The 16,989-nt window shown below is 71.4% G+C and carries 13 protein-coding genes; 4 read left to right on the forward strand and 9 right to left on the reverse strand.

Features of this window, described 5'->3' with window-relative positions:
• Positions 1 to 38: 38 nt before the first annotated feature.
• The 6 genes from GGD88_RS03800 to GGD88_RS03825 form a co-directional block, all read right to left on the reverse strand.
• Positions 39 to 1,115: an enoyl-CoA hydratase/isomerase family protein gene (locus GGD88_RS03800; RefSeq protein WP_184431871.1), complete on the reverse strand. Its 1,077-nt coding sequence runs from the start codon at positions 1,113 to 1,115 to the stop codon at positions 39 to 41.
• Between the two features lie 59 nt (positions 1,116 to 1,174).
• Entirely contained in the window at positions 1,175 to 2,317 is a 1,143-nt protein-coding gene (locus GGD88_RS03805; protein WP_184431873.1) for an acyl-CoA dehydrogenase family protein, read from the reverse strand.
• Between the two features lie 142 nt (positions 2,318 to 2,459).
• On the reverse strand, positions 2,460 to 3,590 hold the full coding sequence (locus GGD88_RS03810; RefSeq protein WP_184431875.1) for a trypsin-like serine peptidase: 1,131 nt from the start codon (positions 3,588 to 3,590) through the stop codon (positions 2,460 to 2,462).
• Between the two features lie 2 nt (positions 3,591 to 3,592).
• Complete coding sequence (locus GGD88_RS03815) at positions 3,593 to 3,955, reverse strand: hypothetical protein (protein WP_184431877.1); 363 nt, start codon at positions 3,953 to 3,955, stop codon at positions 3,593 to 3,595.
• A gap of 271 nt (positions 3,956 to 4,226) precedes the next feature.
• Positions 4,227 to 4,868 (reverse strand): SRPBCC family protein, encoded by a 642-nt coding sequence (locus tag GGD88_RS03820; RefSeq protein WP_184431879.1) that lies wholly within the window; start codon positions 4,866 to 4,868, stop codon positions 4,227 to 4,229.
• A 60-nt stretch (positions 4,869 to 4,928) separates the two neighbouring features.
• Complete coding sequence (locus GGD88_RS03825; protein ID WP_184431881.1) at positions 4,929 to 5,828, reverse strand: NAD(P)-dependent oxidoreductase; 900 nt, start codon at positions 5,826 to 5,828, stop codon at positions 4,929 to 4,931.
• 101 nt (positions 5,829 to 5,929) lie between these two features.
• Between GGD88_RS03825 and GGD88_RS03830 the strand changes: the two genes are divergently transcribed.
• Positions 5,930 to 6,901: a 2-hydroxyacid dehydrogenase gene (locus GGD88_RS03830; RefSeq protein ID WP_184431883.1), complete on the forward strand. Its 972-nt coding sequence runs from the start codon at positions 5,930 to 5,932 to the stop codon at positions 6,899 to 6,901.
• On the opposite strand, the gene GGD88_RS03835 is transcribed toward GGD88_RS03830, so the two are convergent.
• Both GGD88_RS03835 and GGD88_RS03840 read right to left on the reverse strand, forming a co-directional pair.
• A complete protein-coding gene (locus GGD88_RS03835; protein WP_184431885.1) occupies positions 6,894 to 8,117 on the reverse strand; it encodes an MFS transporter in 1,224 nt (407 codons plus the stop codon). The two genes, GGD88_RS03830 and GGD88_RS03835, sit on opposite strands and share 8 nt — an antisense overlap.
• The gene (locus GGD88_RS03840; RefSeq protein WP_184431887.1) at positions 8,114 to 9,766 is read right to left on the reverse strand and encodes an acyl-CoA synthetase; all 1,653 of its coding nucleotides are present in this window, start codon (positions 9,764 to 9,766) and stop codon (positions 8,114 to 8,116) included. Before GGD88_RS03840 ends, GGD88_RS03835 begins: the two co-directional genes overlap by 4 nt.
• Before the next feature lie 195 nt (positions 9,767 to 9,961).
• On the opposite strand from GGD88_RS03840, the gene GGD88_RS03845 reads away from it, so the two are divergent.
• Genes GGD88_RS03845 through GGD88_RS03855 form a run of 3 tightly spaced genes read left to right on the forward strand, consistent with a single transcriptional unit; the run spans position 9,962 to position 13,995 of the window.
• Complete coding sequence (locus GGD88_RS03845) at positions 9,962 to 10,453, forward strand: (2Fe-2S)-binding protein (RefSeq protein ID WP_184431889.1); 492 nt, start codon at positions 9,962 to 9,964, stop codon at positions 10,451 to 10,453.
• 4 nt (positions 10,454 to 10,457) lie between these two features.
• Entirely contained in the window at positions 10,458 to 12,692 is a 2,235-nt protein-coding gene (locus tag GGD88_RS03850) for a xanthine dehydrogenase family protein molybdopterin-binding subunit (protein WP_184431891.1), read from the forward strand.
• 16 nt (positions 12,693 to 12,708) lie between these two features.
• The gene (locus GGD88_RS03855; protein ID WP_184431893.1) at positions 12,709 to 13,995 is read left to right on the forward strand and encodes an MFS transporter; all 1,287 of its coding nucleotides are present in this window, start codon (positions 12,709 to 12,711) and stop codon (positions 13,993 to 13,995) included.
• A 31-nt stretch (positions 13,996 to 14,026) separates the two neighbouring features.
• Here GGD88_RS03855 and GGD88_RS03860 read toward each other — a convergent pair whose 3' ends face one another.
• Positions 14,027 to 16,756: a bifunctional acetate--CoA ligase family protein/GNAT family N-acetyltransferase gene (locus GGD88_RS03860; RefSeq protein WP_184431895.1), complete on the reverse strand. Its 2,730-nt coding sequence runs from the start codon at positions 16,754 to 16,756 to the stop codon at positions 14,027 to 14,029.
• Positions 16,757 to 16,989: the final 233 nt, after the last annotated feature.

Genomic DNA, 16,989 nt, shown 5'->3' on the forward strand with positions numbered 1-16,989 from the left:
CCGTCGTCTCTTGTTTGTCCGTGGTGCCGCCCAGGCTCTCAGTCGAAGCGCAGGTCGTCCTCGTCCGCCAGGGGGGCGAAGTAGGCGTCGACCGCCGCCGGGTCGACGGCCTCCAGGCGGTCCGGCGTCCAGCGCGGCGTATTGTCCTTGTCCAGGATGACGGCCCGCACCCCCTCGACGAAGTCCGGCGCCCGGGTGATGCGGCGCACCAGGCGGTATTCGAGCTGCATGCAGGCGTCGAAGTCCAGGTCGCGGCCCTGTCGAAGCTGGCGGACGGCCACCGCCAGCGCGGTCGGGGCCTTGGCGCGCAACACCGCCGCGGTGTCGGCGCCCCAGCCCGGCCCCATGGCGTCGAGGGCCGCCAGCATGGCCGCAACCCCGTCGAGGCCGAACACACGGTCGATATCGGCCCGGTGGGCCGCCAGGGGCGGCGCGCCCGCCGGTTCGGCCAGGTCCGCCAGCACCGCGTCGATACGGTGCCGCACCGCGTCCGGCGTGTCGGCGCCGGGCAGCGCCGCCCGCAGACCGTCCTCCAGGTCGCCCCGCCGGGCCATCGGCACGCGGTGTGTCGCAAGACCCGCGTACAGGCAGTCGTCGGCCCGCAGCCGGTGCCCGGTCAGCCCGAGGTACATCCCGATCGCCCCCGGACAACGCGGCAGCGCATAGGTGCCGCCGACGTCCGGGATCATGCCGATGCCCGTTTCCGGCATGGCGAACACCGTGGTCTCGGTGGCGATGCGATGGCTGCCATGGACCGAAATCCCGACACCGCCGCCCATGGTGATGCCGTTGAGGACAGCGAGATAGGGCTTGGGGTAGGTCTTGATGAGGCGGTTGAGGGTGTACTCCTCGCGGAAGAAGGCGCCGATGGTGGCATCGTCGCCGGCCTTGGCCGCATCGGACAGGGCGCGGATATCGCCGCCGGCGCAGAACGCCCGGTCGCCGGCCCCCTCGATCAGGACCGCCTTCACGCCCGGATCGGCGGCCCAGGACCTGAGCGTCCGGTCCATCTCACGGATCTTGCCGATGGTCAGCGCGTTGAGCGCCTTCGGGCGGTTGAGCAGGATGCGTCCCAGGCCGTCCAGGATATCGAACTGGATCTCCGGCTCTTGCATGCGGGGGTCTCCGGTCGGGGGTCGGGTCGGGGGTCAGATCGGGGGCGGGGGCGCGCCGGTCAGCCGCCGGCCAGCAGACGGCGGCCAACGATGACGCGCATGATCTCGTTGGTGCCTTCAAGGATGCGGTGCACCCGCAGGTCGCGCAGGATGCGCTCGACGGGGTAGTCGCGGATGTAGCCGTAGCCGCCATGCATCTGCAAGGCCTCGTCGCACACGGCGAACCCCGTGTCGGTGGCGAGCCGCTTGGCCATGGCGCACAGCATCGTCGCCTGCGGATCGCCCGCGTCCAGCGCCGCCGCCGCCTTGTGCAGCAGCAGGCGCGCCGCCTCAAGCTGGGTGGCCATGTCGGCCAGCTTGAACTGGCTGGCCTGGAAGTCGGCGATCGGCCGGCCGAACTGGCGCCGTTCGCGCGCGTACTGGAGCGCCGCCTCCATGGCCGCCCGCGCCCCGCCCAGGGAGCAGGCCCCGATGTTCAGCCGGCCGCCGTCCAGGCCCATCATGGCGATGCGGAAGCCCTCGCCCTCGGCACCCAGGCGGTTGGCCGCTGGCACGCGGCAGCCGTCGAGGATCACCGCCGCCGTGGGCTGGCTGTTCCAACCCATCTTGCGTTCCTGCTGGCCGAAGGACAGGCCGGGTGTGCCGGCCTCGACCACGAACGCCGAGATCCCCTTGGGACCGTCGTCACCGGTGCGGGCCATGACCACGTAGACGTCGGAGCGGCCGCCGCCGGAGATGAACGCCTTCTCGCCGGTCAGCACGTAGTCGTCGCCGTCGCGCACCGCCCGGGTCTTCAGCGAGCCGGCATCGGACCCCGCGCCCGGCTCGGTCAGGCAGTAGCTCGCGAACCGCTCCATGGTGCACAGCGCCGGCAGAACCCGGTGGCGCTGGGCATCGTCGCCGAAGCGGTCGATCATCCAGCAGGCCATGTTGTGGATGGAGATATAGGCCGCCGTGGACGGACAGGCCGCCGCGAGTTCCTCGAAGATCACGGCCGCATCCAGCCGCCCGAGACCGGAGCCGCCCACGTCGTCCCTGACGTAGATGGCCGCGAAGCCGAGCTCCGCGGCGTGACGCAACGTCTCCTCGGGAAAGATCTTGGCCTCGTCCCACAGCGCCGCGTGCGGCGCCATCTCCTCGGCGGCGAACGCGCGCGCCACGTCCTGGAACTGGGTCTGGTCCTCGGTCAGCTGGAAATCCATGCGGTCCTGTCTCCTCCCTGGCGCGGCCCGTCGTCCGGCCCGGGGCAGCCCCGGGCCGGCGCAGGCATCGTGATTGCGGCGGGATCATAGAGACAGGACCCGTCCGGGAAAAGCCCGCTCGGCTGTGCAACCGCCCCTGGCCTCAGGCGATGGCCTGCCAGGCGGGCTCGTCGGAGGGCGGGGCCGTGCGCCCCTCATCGTACCCCCACAGCAGATAGTGGCCGAAGGGACCGTAGGGAAACGCCGCGACGTCCGGGTAGAGATCGAGATACGCGCTGGTGTCGAACAGGGCGGACGGATCACGATCCTCGCGCCAGCCGAACGTCATGTAGTGGGCCAGCGGATCGACACCGGCGGCGCCGACGTCGGCGTAGACCGTGCGGTAGCCGTCGCTGTCGACGAAGGCGTTGGGGTCCCGGCCCTCGCGCCAGCCGAACGACTCGTAATGCGCGACCGGGTCGATCCCCGCCTGCGCCACGTCCGGATTGGCCGCCAGATACCAGGCGATGTCGACGCCCTGTCCGCCGAACGGGCCGATGGCGGTCGGCTCGTCCGGCAGCGGCGTGGGCGTCGGATCGGGGGTGGGAGTGGGGTCAGGCGTCGCCGCCGCGATCAGGTCGTCGTTGCCGGCGATCCACCCGAGGATGCGATCATACTGGCTCCAGACATCCGAGGCCCAGCCGCCGGTGGACACCAGACCGATCGCATAGGGACCGTCGTCGCCCTGGTACCACAGCGGGCCGCCACTGTTGCCCAGGTTGGTCTCGATCGACACGAAGTTGAACGTGCCCGTCAGGCCATCCTCGCGCACGGCGCCGGTGTCTTCGGTCATGCGCGGCTGCCCGTTGGTCTCGTACACACCGGGGTATCCGGTGACGGTGTAGGTCCCGGACCCGGCCCCCGGGTCGAGGCCGAAGGTGCCGGTCTGATCGCCGACCCGGCTGGTCAGGCCGAGCACGGCGAAGTCCTGCTCGGAGTCGGCCCGACTCAAGAGTTCATCGCCGTCGACGTCCACCGGCAGGTAGTCGACGCGCGCGGCGGTGTACGCGCCGAAGGGGGCGACCCCGGCGTCCAGCGCCGGGGTGACGGTGATTGCGTCCGCCACACCGCCCAGCAGGGCGTCGTAGACCACGTGCGAGGCGGTCAGCACGTCGTTGGGGCCGACCATGAAGCCGGTGCCCGAGAAGCTCTGCCCGCTGTCGTAGGTGACACTGACGTAGACCACCGCGCTGTAGGGATAGGTGGCGTGCTGGGCGCCCACGTAGGTGGTCATGGTCAGCGCTCCTGGTCGGGAAACGGCGGCAGCGGGGTGGCGCCGGGCGGCACCAGCACGGCATGGGCCGGGCCGGCCGGACCGCGCAGGGTGCGACGCGACTCAGGTCCGGGCGCGTTCGGATTGCGCAGCAGGCGCAGGACCCGGCCCCCCGGATCGACCACGAACTGCACCGCGCGCGCCGGCGGCGCCGTCGCCCCGCCGGGCTCGCCCTCCAGCCGCAGCACCGGGTCCGCGAAGCCGTACTCCACGACCGAGGCCCCCATGGTCCAGGGCGAGTCGTTGTCGAGGTCACGGCTGACGGTCGGCGGACCGAGCGCCGCCCGGACCGCCGCGATGGAATCGCCCACCGCGAAGCGCTGCATCGACCAGCCTCCGTCTGCCTCCGCCCGCGGCGGCTGCGGGGCCGTCCGCGGCGGCGGGTCGTCCTTCTTGGTCCCGGCGGGCGTCACACAGCCCGCCAGGGCCGCGGTCATGACGCCCCCCACAACCACACGCAGGAGAAATCCCGTCCGAAAACGCATCGCCCAGCCCTCCGGCCATCCCGTGAACCTTACCGACCGAGCGTTAACGAAGACTGTGGCGAGGACAGGGAGGGCCAAGGGCCGACCGGAGGCAGCGGTGCGCCCCGCAGGATCACACGACCAGCAGGGCCAGCAGGCCGCCCAGCAGCAGAAGGCTCCAGCCCGCCGCCACCGTGATCGTGCGCGGCCCGAGCGGGATCCGAAGCGGCGGCGGTGGCTCGGCCGGCGGCACGCGGGCCGGGGGCAGCGTGGCGGGCACCGCTTCGCCCACCGGCTGTGCCGGCCCCGGCGCCACGGCCTCGGGCGCCGGCGCGCCGACCCGCTCGGAGAGGCAGCGGAAGAAGTCGTCGGCGGTCTTGTTGGCCACGCCCTGCACCAGCCGGCCGCCCACGCTGGCCAGCTTGCCGCCCACCGTGGCCGTCGACTCGTAGCGCAGCACGGTGGCGGTCTCGCCGTCCGCTTCGGTGAGGGTGACGCGGGCGCTGCCCTTGACGAAGCCAGCCGCCCCGCCCTGCCCCTGACCGGAAATGACGTAGCTCTCCGGGGCCTGGATCTCGGACAGCGTGACCATGCCATTGAATCTGGCCGAAACGGGGCCGACCTTGGCCTTCACACGGGCCTTCAACTCGGTGTCCGAGACCTTCTCCAGGCTCTCGCAGCCGTCGATGCAGCCCTTCAGAACCTCGGGATCATTGAGGGCGTCCCAGACGACCGGACGCGACGCGGGAATGCGGTACTCGCCGCTGAACTCCATGGGGGATCTCCGGTTGGCGGGACCGCGCCGGGGCCGGCGCGGTCAGGGTCTGGCGCGCCCCTACGCCTTCGCGATCATCTTGTAAATGCCCTGGGTGCCGTCCTCGCGCCCGCCCTCGGCGGCGAACCGTTCGAACAGCGTCTTGGCGAGGGCCAGCACCTCCAGGTCCAGCCCCAGGCGCTCGGCCTCGCCGGCCGCAATGCCCATGTCCTTGATGAAGTGGTGGACGTAGAAGCCGGGCGCGAAATCGCCGTCGACCATGCGCTTGCCCAGAACGTTGAGCTGGAAGCCGCCGGCCGCGCCGCCGCCGATGACGCCAAGCACCTGCTCCAGGTCGAGTCCGGCGCGTTGGCCGTAGGCCAGGCCCTCGGCCACGCCAAGAATGGTGCCCGCGATTACCGTCTGGTTGACCATCTTGCTGTGCTGGCCCGCGCCGGCCGGCCCCAGCAGGGCGACGGTCTGGCCCATCAGGTCGAACAGCGGCCGCACGGTCTCGAAGGCCGCCGCGTCGCCGCCGACCATGATCGCCAGGGTGGCGTTGCGCGCGCCCACGTCGCCCCCCGACACCGGCGCGTCCAGGGCCGCCGCCCCGCGTTCCGCCGCCGCGGCCGCGATGCGCTGGGCCAGGCTGGGCGCCGACGTGGTCATGTCGATGGCCACGGCCCCCGGCTTCAGGGTGGCCAGGAGACCGGTCTCGGGCCGGCCGTCGACCCCGAAATACACCGCCTCGACGTCCGCCGGGTAGCCCACCATGGTGATGACCACGTCGCAGGCGGCGGCCAGCGAGGCCGGATCGTCGTGCCAGGTGGCCCCGGCCTCGATCAGCGGCGCCGCCTTGTCGCGCGAGCGCGTGGTGACGTGCAGCGGGTAGCCGGCGGCCTGGATGTGCCCGGCCATGCTGCGGCCCATGATCCCGACTCCGACGAACCCCACGTGGGTGCTGTCCGGGCTCACCGTCATGCGTTCTGCCTCCCCTCCCATTGGGCCACCCGACGCCTTGCGCCGCCGGGCCGGGCGGCCATGATGGCGCGGCGTCCGATATCGTGTCCAGGGAGGAGAGGATGACAGCAAGACCCGTACTGGCGCTGGCCCGCCGGCTGCCGGAGGCGGTGGAGGCGCGGGCGGCGCGCGACTACGAGGCCCGGCTCGCGCCCGTGGACGTGCCGCCGCTGGGGGGCGACGCCCTGGTCGCGCACGCCGCCGGAGCGGACGGCCTGCTGGTCGCGCCGGGCAACGCCGTCACCGCCGACGTCATCGCCGCCCTGCCCGCCTCGGTGCGGATCATCGCGACCTTTTCGGTCGGCTTCGAGCACATCGACCTCGACGCCGCCCGCGCCCGCGGCGTGGTGGTGACCAACACGCCCGACGTGCTCACCGACGCCACCGCCGACATCGCCATGCTGTGCCTGCTGGGCGCGGCCCGGCGGGCCGGCGAAGGCGAGGCGCTGATGCGCGCCGGCGCCTGGACCGGCTGGACACCCACCCACATGATGGGCACCCACGTCTCCGGCAAGCGCCTGGGGCTCGTCGGCATGGGGCGGATCGGCCGCGCCGTGGCCCGGCGCGCCCGCGCCTTCGGCATGACGATCCACTACCAGAACCGGCGCCGGCTACCGCCGGACCTGGAGCAGGGCGCGGTGTTCCACGACACCATCGAGGCCCTGTTGCCGCACTGCGACATGATCAGCCTGCACTGCCCGGCGACACCCGAAACCACCGGCCTGATGAACGCCGACCGCCTGGCCCGGCTGCCGCGCGGGGCCATCGTCGTCAACACCGCGCGCGGCGGCATCGTCGACGACGACGCCCTGATCGCCGCCCTCGCAAGCGGTCAGATCGCCGCCGCCGGCCTGGACGTGTACGCCGGGGAGCCGGACGTGCATCCGGGCTACCGGGCGCTGCCCAACACCTTCCTGCTGCCGCATCTGGGCAGCGCCACGGTGGAGACGCGCACCGCCATGGGCTTCCGCGCCCTGGACAATCTCGACGCGGTGCTGCGGCACGGCACAGACCCCGGCGATCCGGTCACGTGACCGGATCGCGCGCCGCCCGCAGCCGCGCCCGCATCGCCAGCCCCCAGAACCCCAGGCTGACCAGCGCCAGCACCGCGGCCGTCACCCCGAACGCGGCGAACGGACCGACCGCCGACACCAGAGGCTGACTGTAGACCGGCGAGAGGAACTGCCCCAGGAAGATGCTCATCGTGGAGCCGCCGACCAGGCGCCCGCGCAGGTGTGCGGGCGCCAGGCTCATCAGCCAGGTGGTGATGTTGGGAAACGTGCTGCCGACCCCGAGCCCGACCAGCACCAGCGCCAGCATGAAGCTGACGGTCTCCTGAGACACCCACACCCCGAGGAAGCCGCCGGCGATCAACCCGAACGATACCCCGAACGCGGCGGACGGCCCGACGTGGTGGCGCAGGCGACCGTACTGGAGCGAGCCGATCCCGCCCGCCACATTCATCGCCGCGATGGCGAAGCCGGCCGCGAACGGCGCCACCACCCCCAGGTCACGCAGCAGGAACGGCCCCTGGGTGGGCACCATGTAGAAGGTGACGTTCAGCATGAAGGCGGCGAAATAGACCAGGGCGATCAACGGCCAGTCCGGATGCGCCGGGCCGTCCGCGGGCTCTGCATCGGCGCCCCCTCCGTGCGGCGGGCCGCCGTGGCGGGGCGGCTCCCACAGCGCAAAGACCAGGAACGGCAGCAGCGCCAACGCCACCAGGTAGACCCCGAACGGGCCGCGCCAGTGTAGCTCCGCCATGGCCCCGCCCAGCAGCACGAACACCACGCCGCCCCACGACATGAAGGCGGACATGAGCCCCATCATGCGAACCCGGCGTTCGCCCCGGAAGTAGTCGCCGATGAGGGTGATCGTGGTCGTCATGACGCAGGCGACCGCCACCCCGAGGACGGCCCGACCCGCCAGAATCGCGGTCAGGCTGTCCACGTAGAGCCCGGTGGTCCCGCCCAGCACGTACAGGACGGCGCCGAGGGTGATGACGGGCTTGCGCCCGAGGCGGTCGACGACGAACCCGGCCAGGGGCGAGCAGACCGCGATGAACAGAGCCGGCAGGGTGAGGACGAGCCGGGCGAGGAAGGCCACGCCCGGCTCGTCGCCGTAGTGATCGTACAGGGCCGGCAGCGAGGGCGAGATGGTCGCCCCCGCCATCACCGTCAGCGACGCCGCGCCCAGCAGCGTCAGGCGGACCAGGAGTCCGGGATCGCCGGCGGCCGGCCGGGCCGTCACGCCTCGCCCGCCGCGATCAGCCGTCGCACGTGCTCACGCAGGCGGTACTTCTGGATCTTGCCGGTGGAGGTCTTCGGCAACTCGTCGAACAGGATGTCGCGCGGGCACTTGTAGTGCGCCAGGTGCTCGCGGCAGAAGGCCACCAGGTCCTGTTCGGTGAGCGTCGCGCCGTCGCGCAGCTCGACCACGGCCACCGGCGTTTCGCCCCACTTCTCGTGCGGCCGGGCCACGACCCCGCAGGCCACGACGTCCGGGTGCTGGTAGAGCACGTCCTCCACCTCGATGGACGAGATGTTCTCGCCACCCGAGATGATGATGTCCTTGGAGCGGTCCTTGAGCTGGATGTAGCCGTCCGGATGCACCACGCCCAGGTCACCGGTGTGGAACCAGCCGCCGGCCAGGGCCTTCTCGGTCGCCTCCGGGTTCTTCAGGTAACCGCGCATGGTGATGTTGCCGCGATAGAACACCTCGCCCATGGTCTCGCCGTCCCACGGCACCGGCTCCAGGGTCTCCGGGTCGGCGATCATCATGCCGTCCTGAACCACGTAGCGGACCCCCTGACGCGACTTGAGGCGGGCCTGTTCCTCCATGTCGAGGTCGTTCCACTCGGTGTGCCAGGCGCACACGGTGGCCGGACCATAGACCTCGGTCAGACCGTAGGCATGGGTGACGTGGAAGCCGTCCGCCTGCATGCGCGCCAACACGCTGGCCGGCGGCGGCGCGGCAGCGGTCATGACCTTGACGGTGTGGTCGAACGCCCGTTTCTCAGAGTCCTTGGCGTTGATGAGGAAGCCCAGCACCACCGGCGCGCCGCAGAAGTGCGTGACGCCGTGCGTGGCGATGGCGTCGTAGATGGTCTGCGCGTTTACCTTGCGGCAGCACACGCTGGTGCCGGCCAGGGCCGCCATGGTCCACGGGAAGCACCAGCCATTGCAGTGGAACATGGGCAGGGTCCAGAGGTAGACGGACTCGTGCGGCATGGTCCAGGTGACGATGTTGCCGAGCGCGTTCAGATAGGCGCCGCGGTGGTGGTAGACGACGCCCTTCGGGTTCCCGGTCGTGCCGGACGTGTAGTTCAGCGAGATGGCGTCCCACTCGTCGGCCGGGCCGCTCCAGGCGAAGTCCGGGTCCCCCTCCGCCAGCAGCGCCTCGTAGGTGGTCTCGCCCAGCAGTTCGCCGACGCCGCCGGCCTCCGGGTCGTCGATGTCGATCACCGGGATCGGGTCCTTCAGCCGCGCCAGCGCCCGCTTGACGGTGGGCGAGAACTCGCGGTCGGTGATCAGGATCTCCGCCTCGCCGTGCTCCAGGATGAACGCGATCTCCTCGGCGTTCAGGCGCACGTTCAGCGCGTTCAGCACCGCCCCGATCATCGGTACGCCAAAGTGGGCCTCGTACAACTCCGGCGTGTTGGAGCCCATCACGGCCACCGTCGAGCCCTTGCCGATACCGCGCTTGGCCAGCGCCGAGGCCAACCGGCGCGCCCGCTCGGCCGTCTGCCGCCAGGTGTAGCGCCGCGCCCCGTGGATCACCGCGGTCTTGTCCGGATAGGCCAGCGTGGCCCGGTCCAGGAACTGCAACGGCGTCAGCGGCACGTAGTTCGCGGGCGTCTTGTCCAGGTGCTCCTCGTACTTGCGCGGGGTGTTCGCCATGGGATTGTCCGTCCTCCCGGTGATAGAGTGATGCCCCCCTGATAGTCGAAAGCGCGCGGCCGCAAAAGGGGCAGCCGCCGCACGCACGGCCCGGTCGCACGCCCCCCTTTGTCCGAGCGGTCGGGTGGTCTATCTGTGGGGGATGATCGCTTCGGTCCCTGTTCCCTTGTCGTGGTTCGTTCCCAAGGAGCCGCCATGGTGCGCCTGAAGATCAACGGCTCCGTGCAGGAGTTGGACATTCCGTCGGACACCCCGCTGCTGTGGGCGCTGCGCGACACGCTCGGGCTCGTCGGCACCAAGTACGGTTGCGGCATCACCCAGTGCGGCGCCTGCACCGTTCATGTGGACGGCCAGGCGGTGCGGGCCTGCCAGACCTACGTCGGCGACCTGGTCGACGCCGAGATCACCACCATCGAGGGCCTGTCCGGTCCCGTGGCCGACGCCGTCAAAACCGCCTGGATCGCGGCGGACGTCGCCCAATGCGGCTACTGCCAGCCGGGCCAGGTGATGCAGGCGGTCGCGCTGCTGGCACGCGAGCCGGCCCCCGACGACGACGCCATCACCACGGCGATGAACGGCAACCTGTGTCGCTGCGGCACCTACGACCGCATCCGGGCCGCCATCCACGCCGCCGCCGGCGCCCTGGGCACCGCAGCCGCAGACACCGCGCCCGCAGAGAAGGGGTAGCGCCATGGTGCACCGTCTCGACCGGCCCACCCCGGGCACCGCCACCGCCGGCCTTCGTCCCAGCCGCCGCGACCTGCTGCGCGTCACCGCTGGCGTGGGGGCGGGGCTGACCCTCGCCCTCATGCTGCCCGGCGGCGCGGCGCCCGCCCAGGACGTGGCCGCCGCCAAGGACGCGGGGGATGCCCCCTTCGCCCCCAACGCCTTCATCCGGGTCACCCCCGACAACACCGTCACCGTCGTCATCAAGCATCTGGAGATGGGCCAGGGCGTGTTCACCGGCCTGGCCACCCTGGTGGCGGAGGAAATGGATGCCGCCTGGGACCAGATCCGGCCGGAGCACGCGCCGGCCGACGCCACCCGATACAATAACCTGTTCTGGGGACCGGTGCAGGGCACCGGCGGCAGCACCTCGCTGGCGAACGCCTTCGAGCAGATGCGCCGCGCCGGCGCCGTGGCGCGCGCCATGCTGGTGCACACGGCGTCCGAGGCGTGGGGCGTCGAGGCCGCCGCCGTCACCGTGGAAGCGGGTGTGCTGCGCCACGCCGGCAGCGGGCGCGAGGCGTCCTTCGGCGCCATGGCCGACGCGGCCGGCCGGCTGACGCCGCCCGATCCGCAGACGGTGGACCTAAAAGCTCCGGACCGCTTCCGGCTGATCGGCCAGACCGCCCTGCCCCGCCCGGACACGGCGGAGAAGACCGACGGGCGGGCGGTCTATGCCATCGACGTCCGCCTGAAAGGGATGCTGACCGCGCTGGTGCGGCGCCCGCCCCGCTTCGGCGCCACGCTTCGGACCCTCGACGCCGAGGCCGCCCGCGCCATGCCCGGCGTGCGCGCCGTGGTCCGGCTGCCGAACGGTGTCGCGGTGGTGGCCGAGTCGTTCTGGCAGGCCCAGAAGGCGCGCGAGGCGCTGAAGATCGCCTGGGACGACAGCGCCGCCGTCACGACCGGATCCGAGGCCATGCTGGAGGACTACGAGTCGCTGGCGCAGACGCCGGGCACCGTTTTCCGCAACGACGGCGACGCCCTGGCCGCGCTGACCGAGCCCCAGGCGCGCGTCGTCGAGGCGCGCTACACGGTGCCGTTCCTGGCCCACGCCCCGATGGAGCCGCTGAGCGCGGTGGCCCGCCTGACCGACTCGGGCATCGAGGTGTGGGCCGGCTCCCAGACCCAGACTTTCGACGTCCTCAACATCGCCGAGGCGGCCGGTCTGCGCCCCGATCAGGTGACCCTGCACACGGTGTTCGCCGGCGGCAGCTTCGGGCGGCGGGCCTCCGTGGGCAGCGACTACCTGCGCGAGGTCGCCGGCATCGCCCGCGGCCTGACCAACCAGGGGATCGAAGCCCCGGTCAAGCTGATCTGGACCCGCGAGGACGACATCCGCGGCGGCTTCTACCGGCCCATGGCGCTCCACGCCGTCACCGGGGCGCTCGACGCCACCGGCCGGCCGGTGGCGTGGCGCCACCGCGTGGTGTGTCAGTCCATCATGGCCGGCACGCCGTTCGAGTCCGTGTTCGTGAAGGACGGTATCGACGGCACCTCGGTCGAGGGTGTGTCCGACCTGGCCTACGCCGTCCCCAATGTCATGGGCGACCTGCATTCGCCGACGTCCCCGGTTCCGGTGCTGTGGTGGCGGTCGGTCGGGCATTCCCACACTGCGTTCGCGGTCGAAAGCTTCGTGGACGAACTGGCCCATGCCGCCGGCGCCGATCCGCTGATCCTGCGCATGGACCTGCTGCGCGACCAGCCGCGTCTGCTGCGGGTGCTGGCGCTGGCGGCGGAGAAGGCCGGCTGGGGCCTGCCGATGGAGCCGGGCCGCGGCCACGGCGTGGCCGTGCACAAGTCGTTCAACAGCTACGTCGCGCACGTCGCCGAGGTGACCGCCACCGACGGGGGCTTCACGGTCGACCGGCTGGTCTGCGCGGTGGACTGCGGGGTGCCGGTCAATCCCGACATTATCCGCGCCCAGATCGCGGGCGGCAGCGCCTTCGGCCTGTCTGCCGCCCTGCGCAGCCGGCTGACGCTGGACGACAAGGGCGTGGTGGAACAGTCGAACTTCCACGACTACGAGGTCCTGCGGCTGGCCGCGATGCCCGAGGTCGAGGTCCATATCGTGCCGTCGACCGAGCCGCCGACCGGTGTCGGAGAGCCAGGGGTGCCGACGGTGGCACCGGCGGTCGCCAACGCCGTCTTCGCCGCCACCGGCACGCGCCTGCGCCGCCTGCCCCTCACGCTCGGGTGAGGATGCCGCCGCCCGCATGCGCGTGCCCGTGATGCCCGTCCGGAGCCCGACTCCCGCCGTGCGTGTCGGCCTCCAGTACGGGGCCATGTTCACCGTGATCGGCATCCTGATGCCGTTCTGGCCGCCGTGGCTGGAGAGCCGGGGCCTGGGCGCGGTCGAGATCGGCGTTGTCATGGCCGCCAGCCAGTGGTCGAAGGTGCTCGTCAACCCGGTCGTCGGGCACTGGGTCGACGCCACCGGCCGACGCAAACCGACCATGGTGGCGCTGGCGGTCGCGAGTCTGGTGTGCTTCCTGGCCCTGACGCCGCAAACGGGGTTCTGGCCCCTGCTGCTGCTGGCGGTGCCGGCGACGGCCTGCCTCGCCGCGCTGATGCCGCTGGCCGAGACCATCGCACTGGGACTCGTCCGCACGACCGGGGCGGACTACGGCCGTATGCGGCTGTGGGGGTCGCTGACGTTCATGGTCGCCGCCATCGGCGCCGGCGCGGCGCTGGACGTCATTTCGGTGGCCATCGTCCCGGCCGGCATCCTGGGCGCCCTGGTGCTGACCCTGGCGGCCACGCTGCTGCTGCCCGGCGACGGCCACCGCGACCCACGCGCCCCCGGTCCGGAGTCCGGCGGCGGCCTCGGCCGACTGCTGCGCGAGCCCCGGTTCGTCCTGTTCCTGGCCTGTGCCGGCCTGGCCCAGGCCAGCCATGCCCCCTACTACGGCTTCTCCACCCTGCACTGGCGCGCCGCCGGCCTGTCCGAGACCACCATCGGCCTGCTGTGGGCCGTTGGCGTGGTGGCCGAGATCGGCCTGTTCGCGGTCAGCAACCGGGCGCTGGCCCGTCTCGGCCCCATGGGCCTGCTGCTGGTCGCCGCCGGCGGCGGGCTGCTGCGCTGGACGGTCACCGCGGCGACGACGCATCCGGGGGCGCTGTTCGCGGTCCAGGGCCTGCACGCCCTCACCTTCGCCGCGGCCCATCTGGGGGCCATGCACTTCGTGGCCCGCGCGGTGCCGCAGAGCCACGCCGTGCGGGCCCAGGGCCTGTACTCGGCGCTGGCGATGGGCGCGCTGCTGGGGGTCGCGATGATGGCCGCCGGATGGCTCTATGCCCGTGCCGACGGCGCGGCGTTCCTGCTCGGCACCGCCCTGAGCGCCGGCGCCCTCGGGGCCGGCCTCCTGTTGGCGCGGCGCTGGGACGGCGGAACGCTGTGGCGACCCGCCGTGGTTCGGGCCCAGGAGGCATCGAATGGGGCCGCGGCCAGGGCCGCTCCAAGCCCGTCACCCCCGTCACCCGGTCCGACGACGTCGCGGTAACGCCCGCGTTGCCTGCGATGGCTGCGCCCGGTCAGGATCCGGCGGGACGGCCGTCATGGGCCGAGCGTTCCGGCACCTCCTGCAGGTCCAGCACCAGTTCGACCACGTCTTCCTCGACCATGCGATCGCGGCGGAAGCCCAGGTTCTCGCAGAAGTGCAGCATGCGCGTGTTGTCCTTCAGCACCTGGCCGACCATCTGGCGCGTGCCGCGCCCGCGGCAGTAGCGGATCATCTTCTCCAGCAGCGCCACCCCGAGTCCGGAGCCCTTGAGATCGGAGCGGACCACGATGGAGAACTCGGCGCGTTCGTTCTCGGCATCGGTGACCGTGCGCACCACGCCGAGGGTCTCCTCCTCGCCGTCCTTGTCGTGATCGGCGCGGGCAATGAACGCCATCTCCCGGGAGTAGTCGATCTGGGTCAGGCGGGCCATCTGGTCGTGCGGCAGTTCCTTGACCAGGCCGAAGAAGCGGAAGCGGATGTCCTCCGGCGTCAGCCGTGAGACGAACTCGTAGTGCTTGGGCTCGTCCTCCGGGCGAATCGGGCGCAGCAGCACCCGCTCGCCGTTGGTCATGGTGAACCACTCCTCCAGGTCCTTGGGGTAGGCCCGGATGGCCATGCGGTGCGGCCCGCGCGTCTGCGTCGGATCAAGGCGGATGCGGGCGTCGACGGCCAGGACGCCGCGACTGTCGGCGAACAGCGGGTTGATGTCGAGTTCGACGATCTCCGGCACGTCGCTGACCAGCTGCGACACCTTGATCAGGGTCAGGCAGATGGCGTCCAGGTCCGCCGGCGGGCGGTCGCGATAGCCCTGAAGGCGCTTGTAGATCCGCGTGCTCTCGATCAGGTTGCGGGCCAGGTTCATGTTCAGGGGCGGCAGCGTCACCGCGCGGTCGGCGATCACCTCGACCGCGGTGCCACCCTCGCCGAACAGGATGACCACGCCGAACACCGGATCGGTGGTCACCCCGATGATGAGTTCGTGGGCGCCGGGACGGCGCATCATCTTCTGCACCGTGAAGCCCTCGATGCGGGCTTCGGGATAGGTGCGGCCCACGCGCTCCAGGATGTTCTGGGCCGCGAGTTCCGTTTCCTCGGGCGTGTTCAGGTCCAGCACCACGCCGCCGACGTCCGACTTGTGGGTAATGTCGGGCGACAGGATCTTGACCACCACCGGGCAGCCCATGCGGTCCGCGACCTCGCGCGCCTCGTCGGGACCGCGGGCGATGTGGGTTTCAACGGTGGGGATGCCGTAGGCGGCGAACACGGCCTTGGCGTCGGGCTCGCTCATGATGAGCCGGTCACCCGCCATCGACGCCTCGATGATCAGCCGCGCCGTGGTCGAGGCCGGCGTGAACTCGACCGGGAGGGACGGCGGCGTCTCCATCAGGATCTTGCGGTTGCGGGCGAAGGTGACGGTGTGCATGAAGGCGCGCACCGCCTGGTCCGGGGTCTCGTAGGTCGGTATCGATGCCTGGGTGAACATGCGCCGCGCGTTGGCCACCGCGCCCTCGCCCACGAAGCAGGTGGTGACATGGGCGCGCTTGTTCTTGTTGGCGGCAGCGATGACCTTTTCGGCGATCTCGTCCGGGCTGCTGATGGCCGTGGGGGCATGCATCACCAGAACCGAGTCGACCTCGGGGGCCCGGAACAGGATTTCCATCGCGTCGGTGTAGCGCTTGCCGGGGGCGTCGCCGATGATGTCGATCGGGTTGGCGTGCGACCAGGTCGGCGGCAGCACCGCGTCCAGCTTGCCGATGGTCTCCTCCGACAGCGGCGCCAGCGTGCCGCCCATGTCGATCAGGTCGTCGACGGCCATGACCCCGATGCCGCCGCCGTTGGTCAGGATCGCCAGGCGCTCGCCGTTCAGGCGGCGCTGGTGGGCGACCGTCTCCACCGCCTCGAACAGCTCTTCGAGGTTGTACACCCGCAGGATACCAGCGCGGCGGAAGGCGGCATCGTAGATGTGGTCTGCCCCGGCCAGGGCGCCGGTGTGGGAGGCGGCGGCCTTCGCCCCCTCGGCCACCCGGCCGGCCTTGATGGCCAGCACGGGCTTGTTGCGCGAGGCCGCACGGGCCGCCGAGATGAACTTGCGGGCGTCGCGGATGGCCTCGATGTACAGCAGGATGGCGCGCACGTCGGGGTGCGTGCCCAGATAGTCGATGGTATCGCCGAAGTCGACGTCGAGGTTGTCGCCGAGCGAGACGAAATGGGAAAAGCCGATGCCGCGCGGCGACGCCCAGTCCAGCACCGCCGTGCACAGGGCGCCCGACTGGCTGACGAAGGCCACCTTGCCGGGCTTGGCCGGCTCGTGCAGGAAGCTGGCGTTCAGATTCAGGCCCGGCACCAGCAGCCCGACGCAGTTCGGCCCGAGCAGCCGCACCCCGTAGCGCCCCGCCGCCTCCAGCATAAGCTCCTGCGCGGTGCGTCCGTCGTCGTCGCGAACCTGGCCCAGGCCGGCGGTGATGACGACGGCGGCGCGGCCGCCGCGCGCGCCCAGGCTCTCGATGACACCGGGCACGGCGCTTGGCGGCACGCACACCACCGCCAAGTCGGGGGTCAGCGGCAGCGCCTCCACGGTCGGGTAGGCCAGCACGCCGGCGACCGCCTGGTTGCGCGGATGCACGGGCATGATGGGCCCCTCGAACCCGCCCTGCAGCAGGTTCCGCATCACGAGCGCCCCGACGGTGTGCGGCCGGTTGGACGCCCCGACGACGGCGACCGAGGTCGGCGCGAAGAGGCGATCCAAATTACGTGTACTCATGACTTCCCCCGACCACTGGTTACATACAGCCGATTGCGACAAACCGGAATCGCGGCGCGATTTCAGTTTGTCGCGATAATCGGCTGCGATTCTTAAATTTAGCGCGGATTCACGCGATCAATCCGAACCACGTCGTGGGTCCGATTGATCGCGATCCGCGCTAAGCTGTGACCGCTGTCGAGGGTACGCCTTTTGCAGGCGGCTTCAAGGCGAACTGGCCGCGCGCCCGAGAA

Origin of the sequence: Roseospira goensis, from assembly GCF_014197795.1 — a bacterium.
Lineage (GTDB): Bacteria > Pseudomonadota > Alphaproteobacteria > Rhodospirillales > Rhodospirillaceae > Rhodospira > Rhodospira goensis.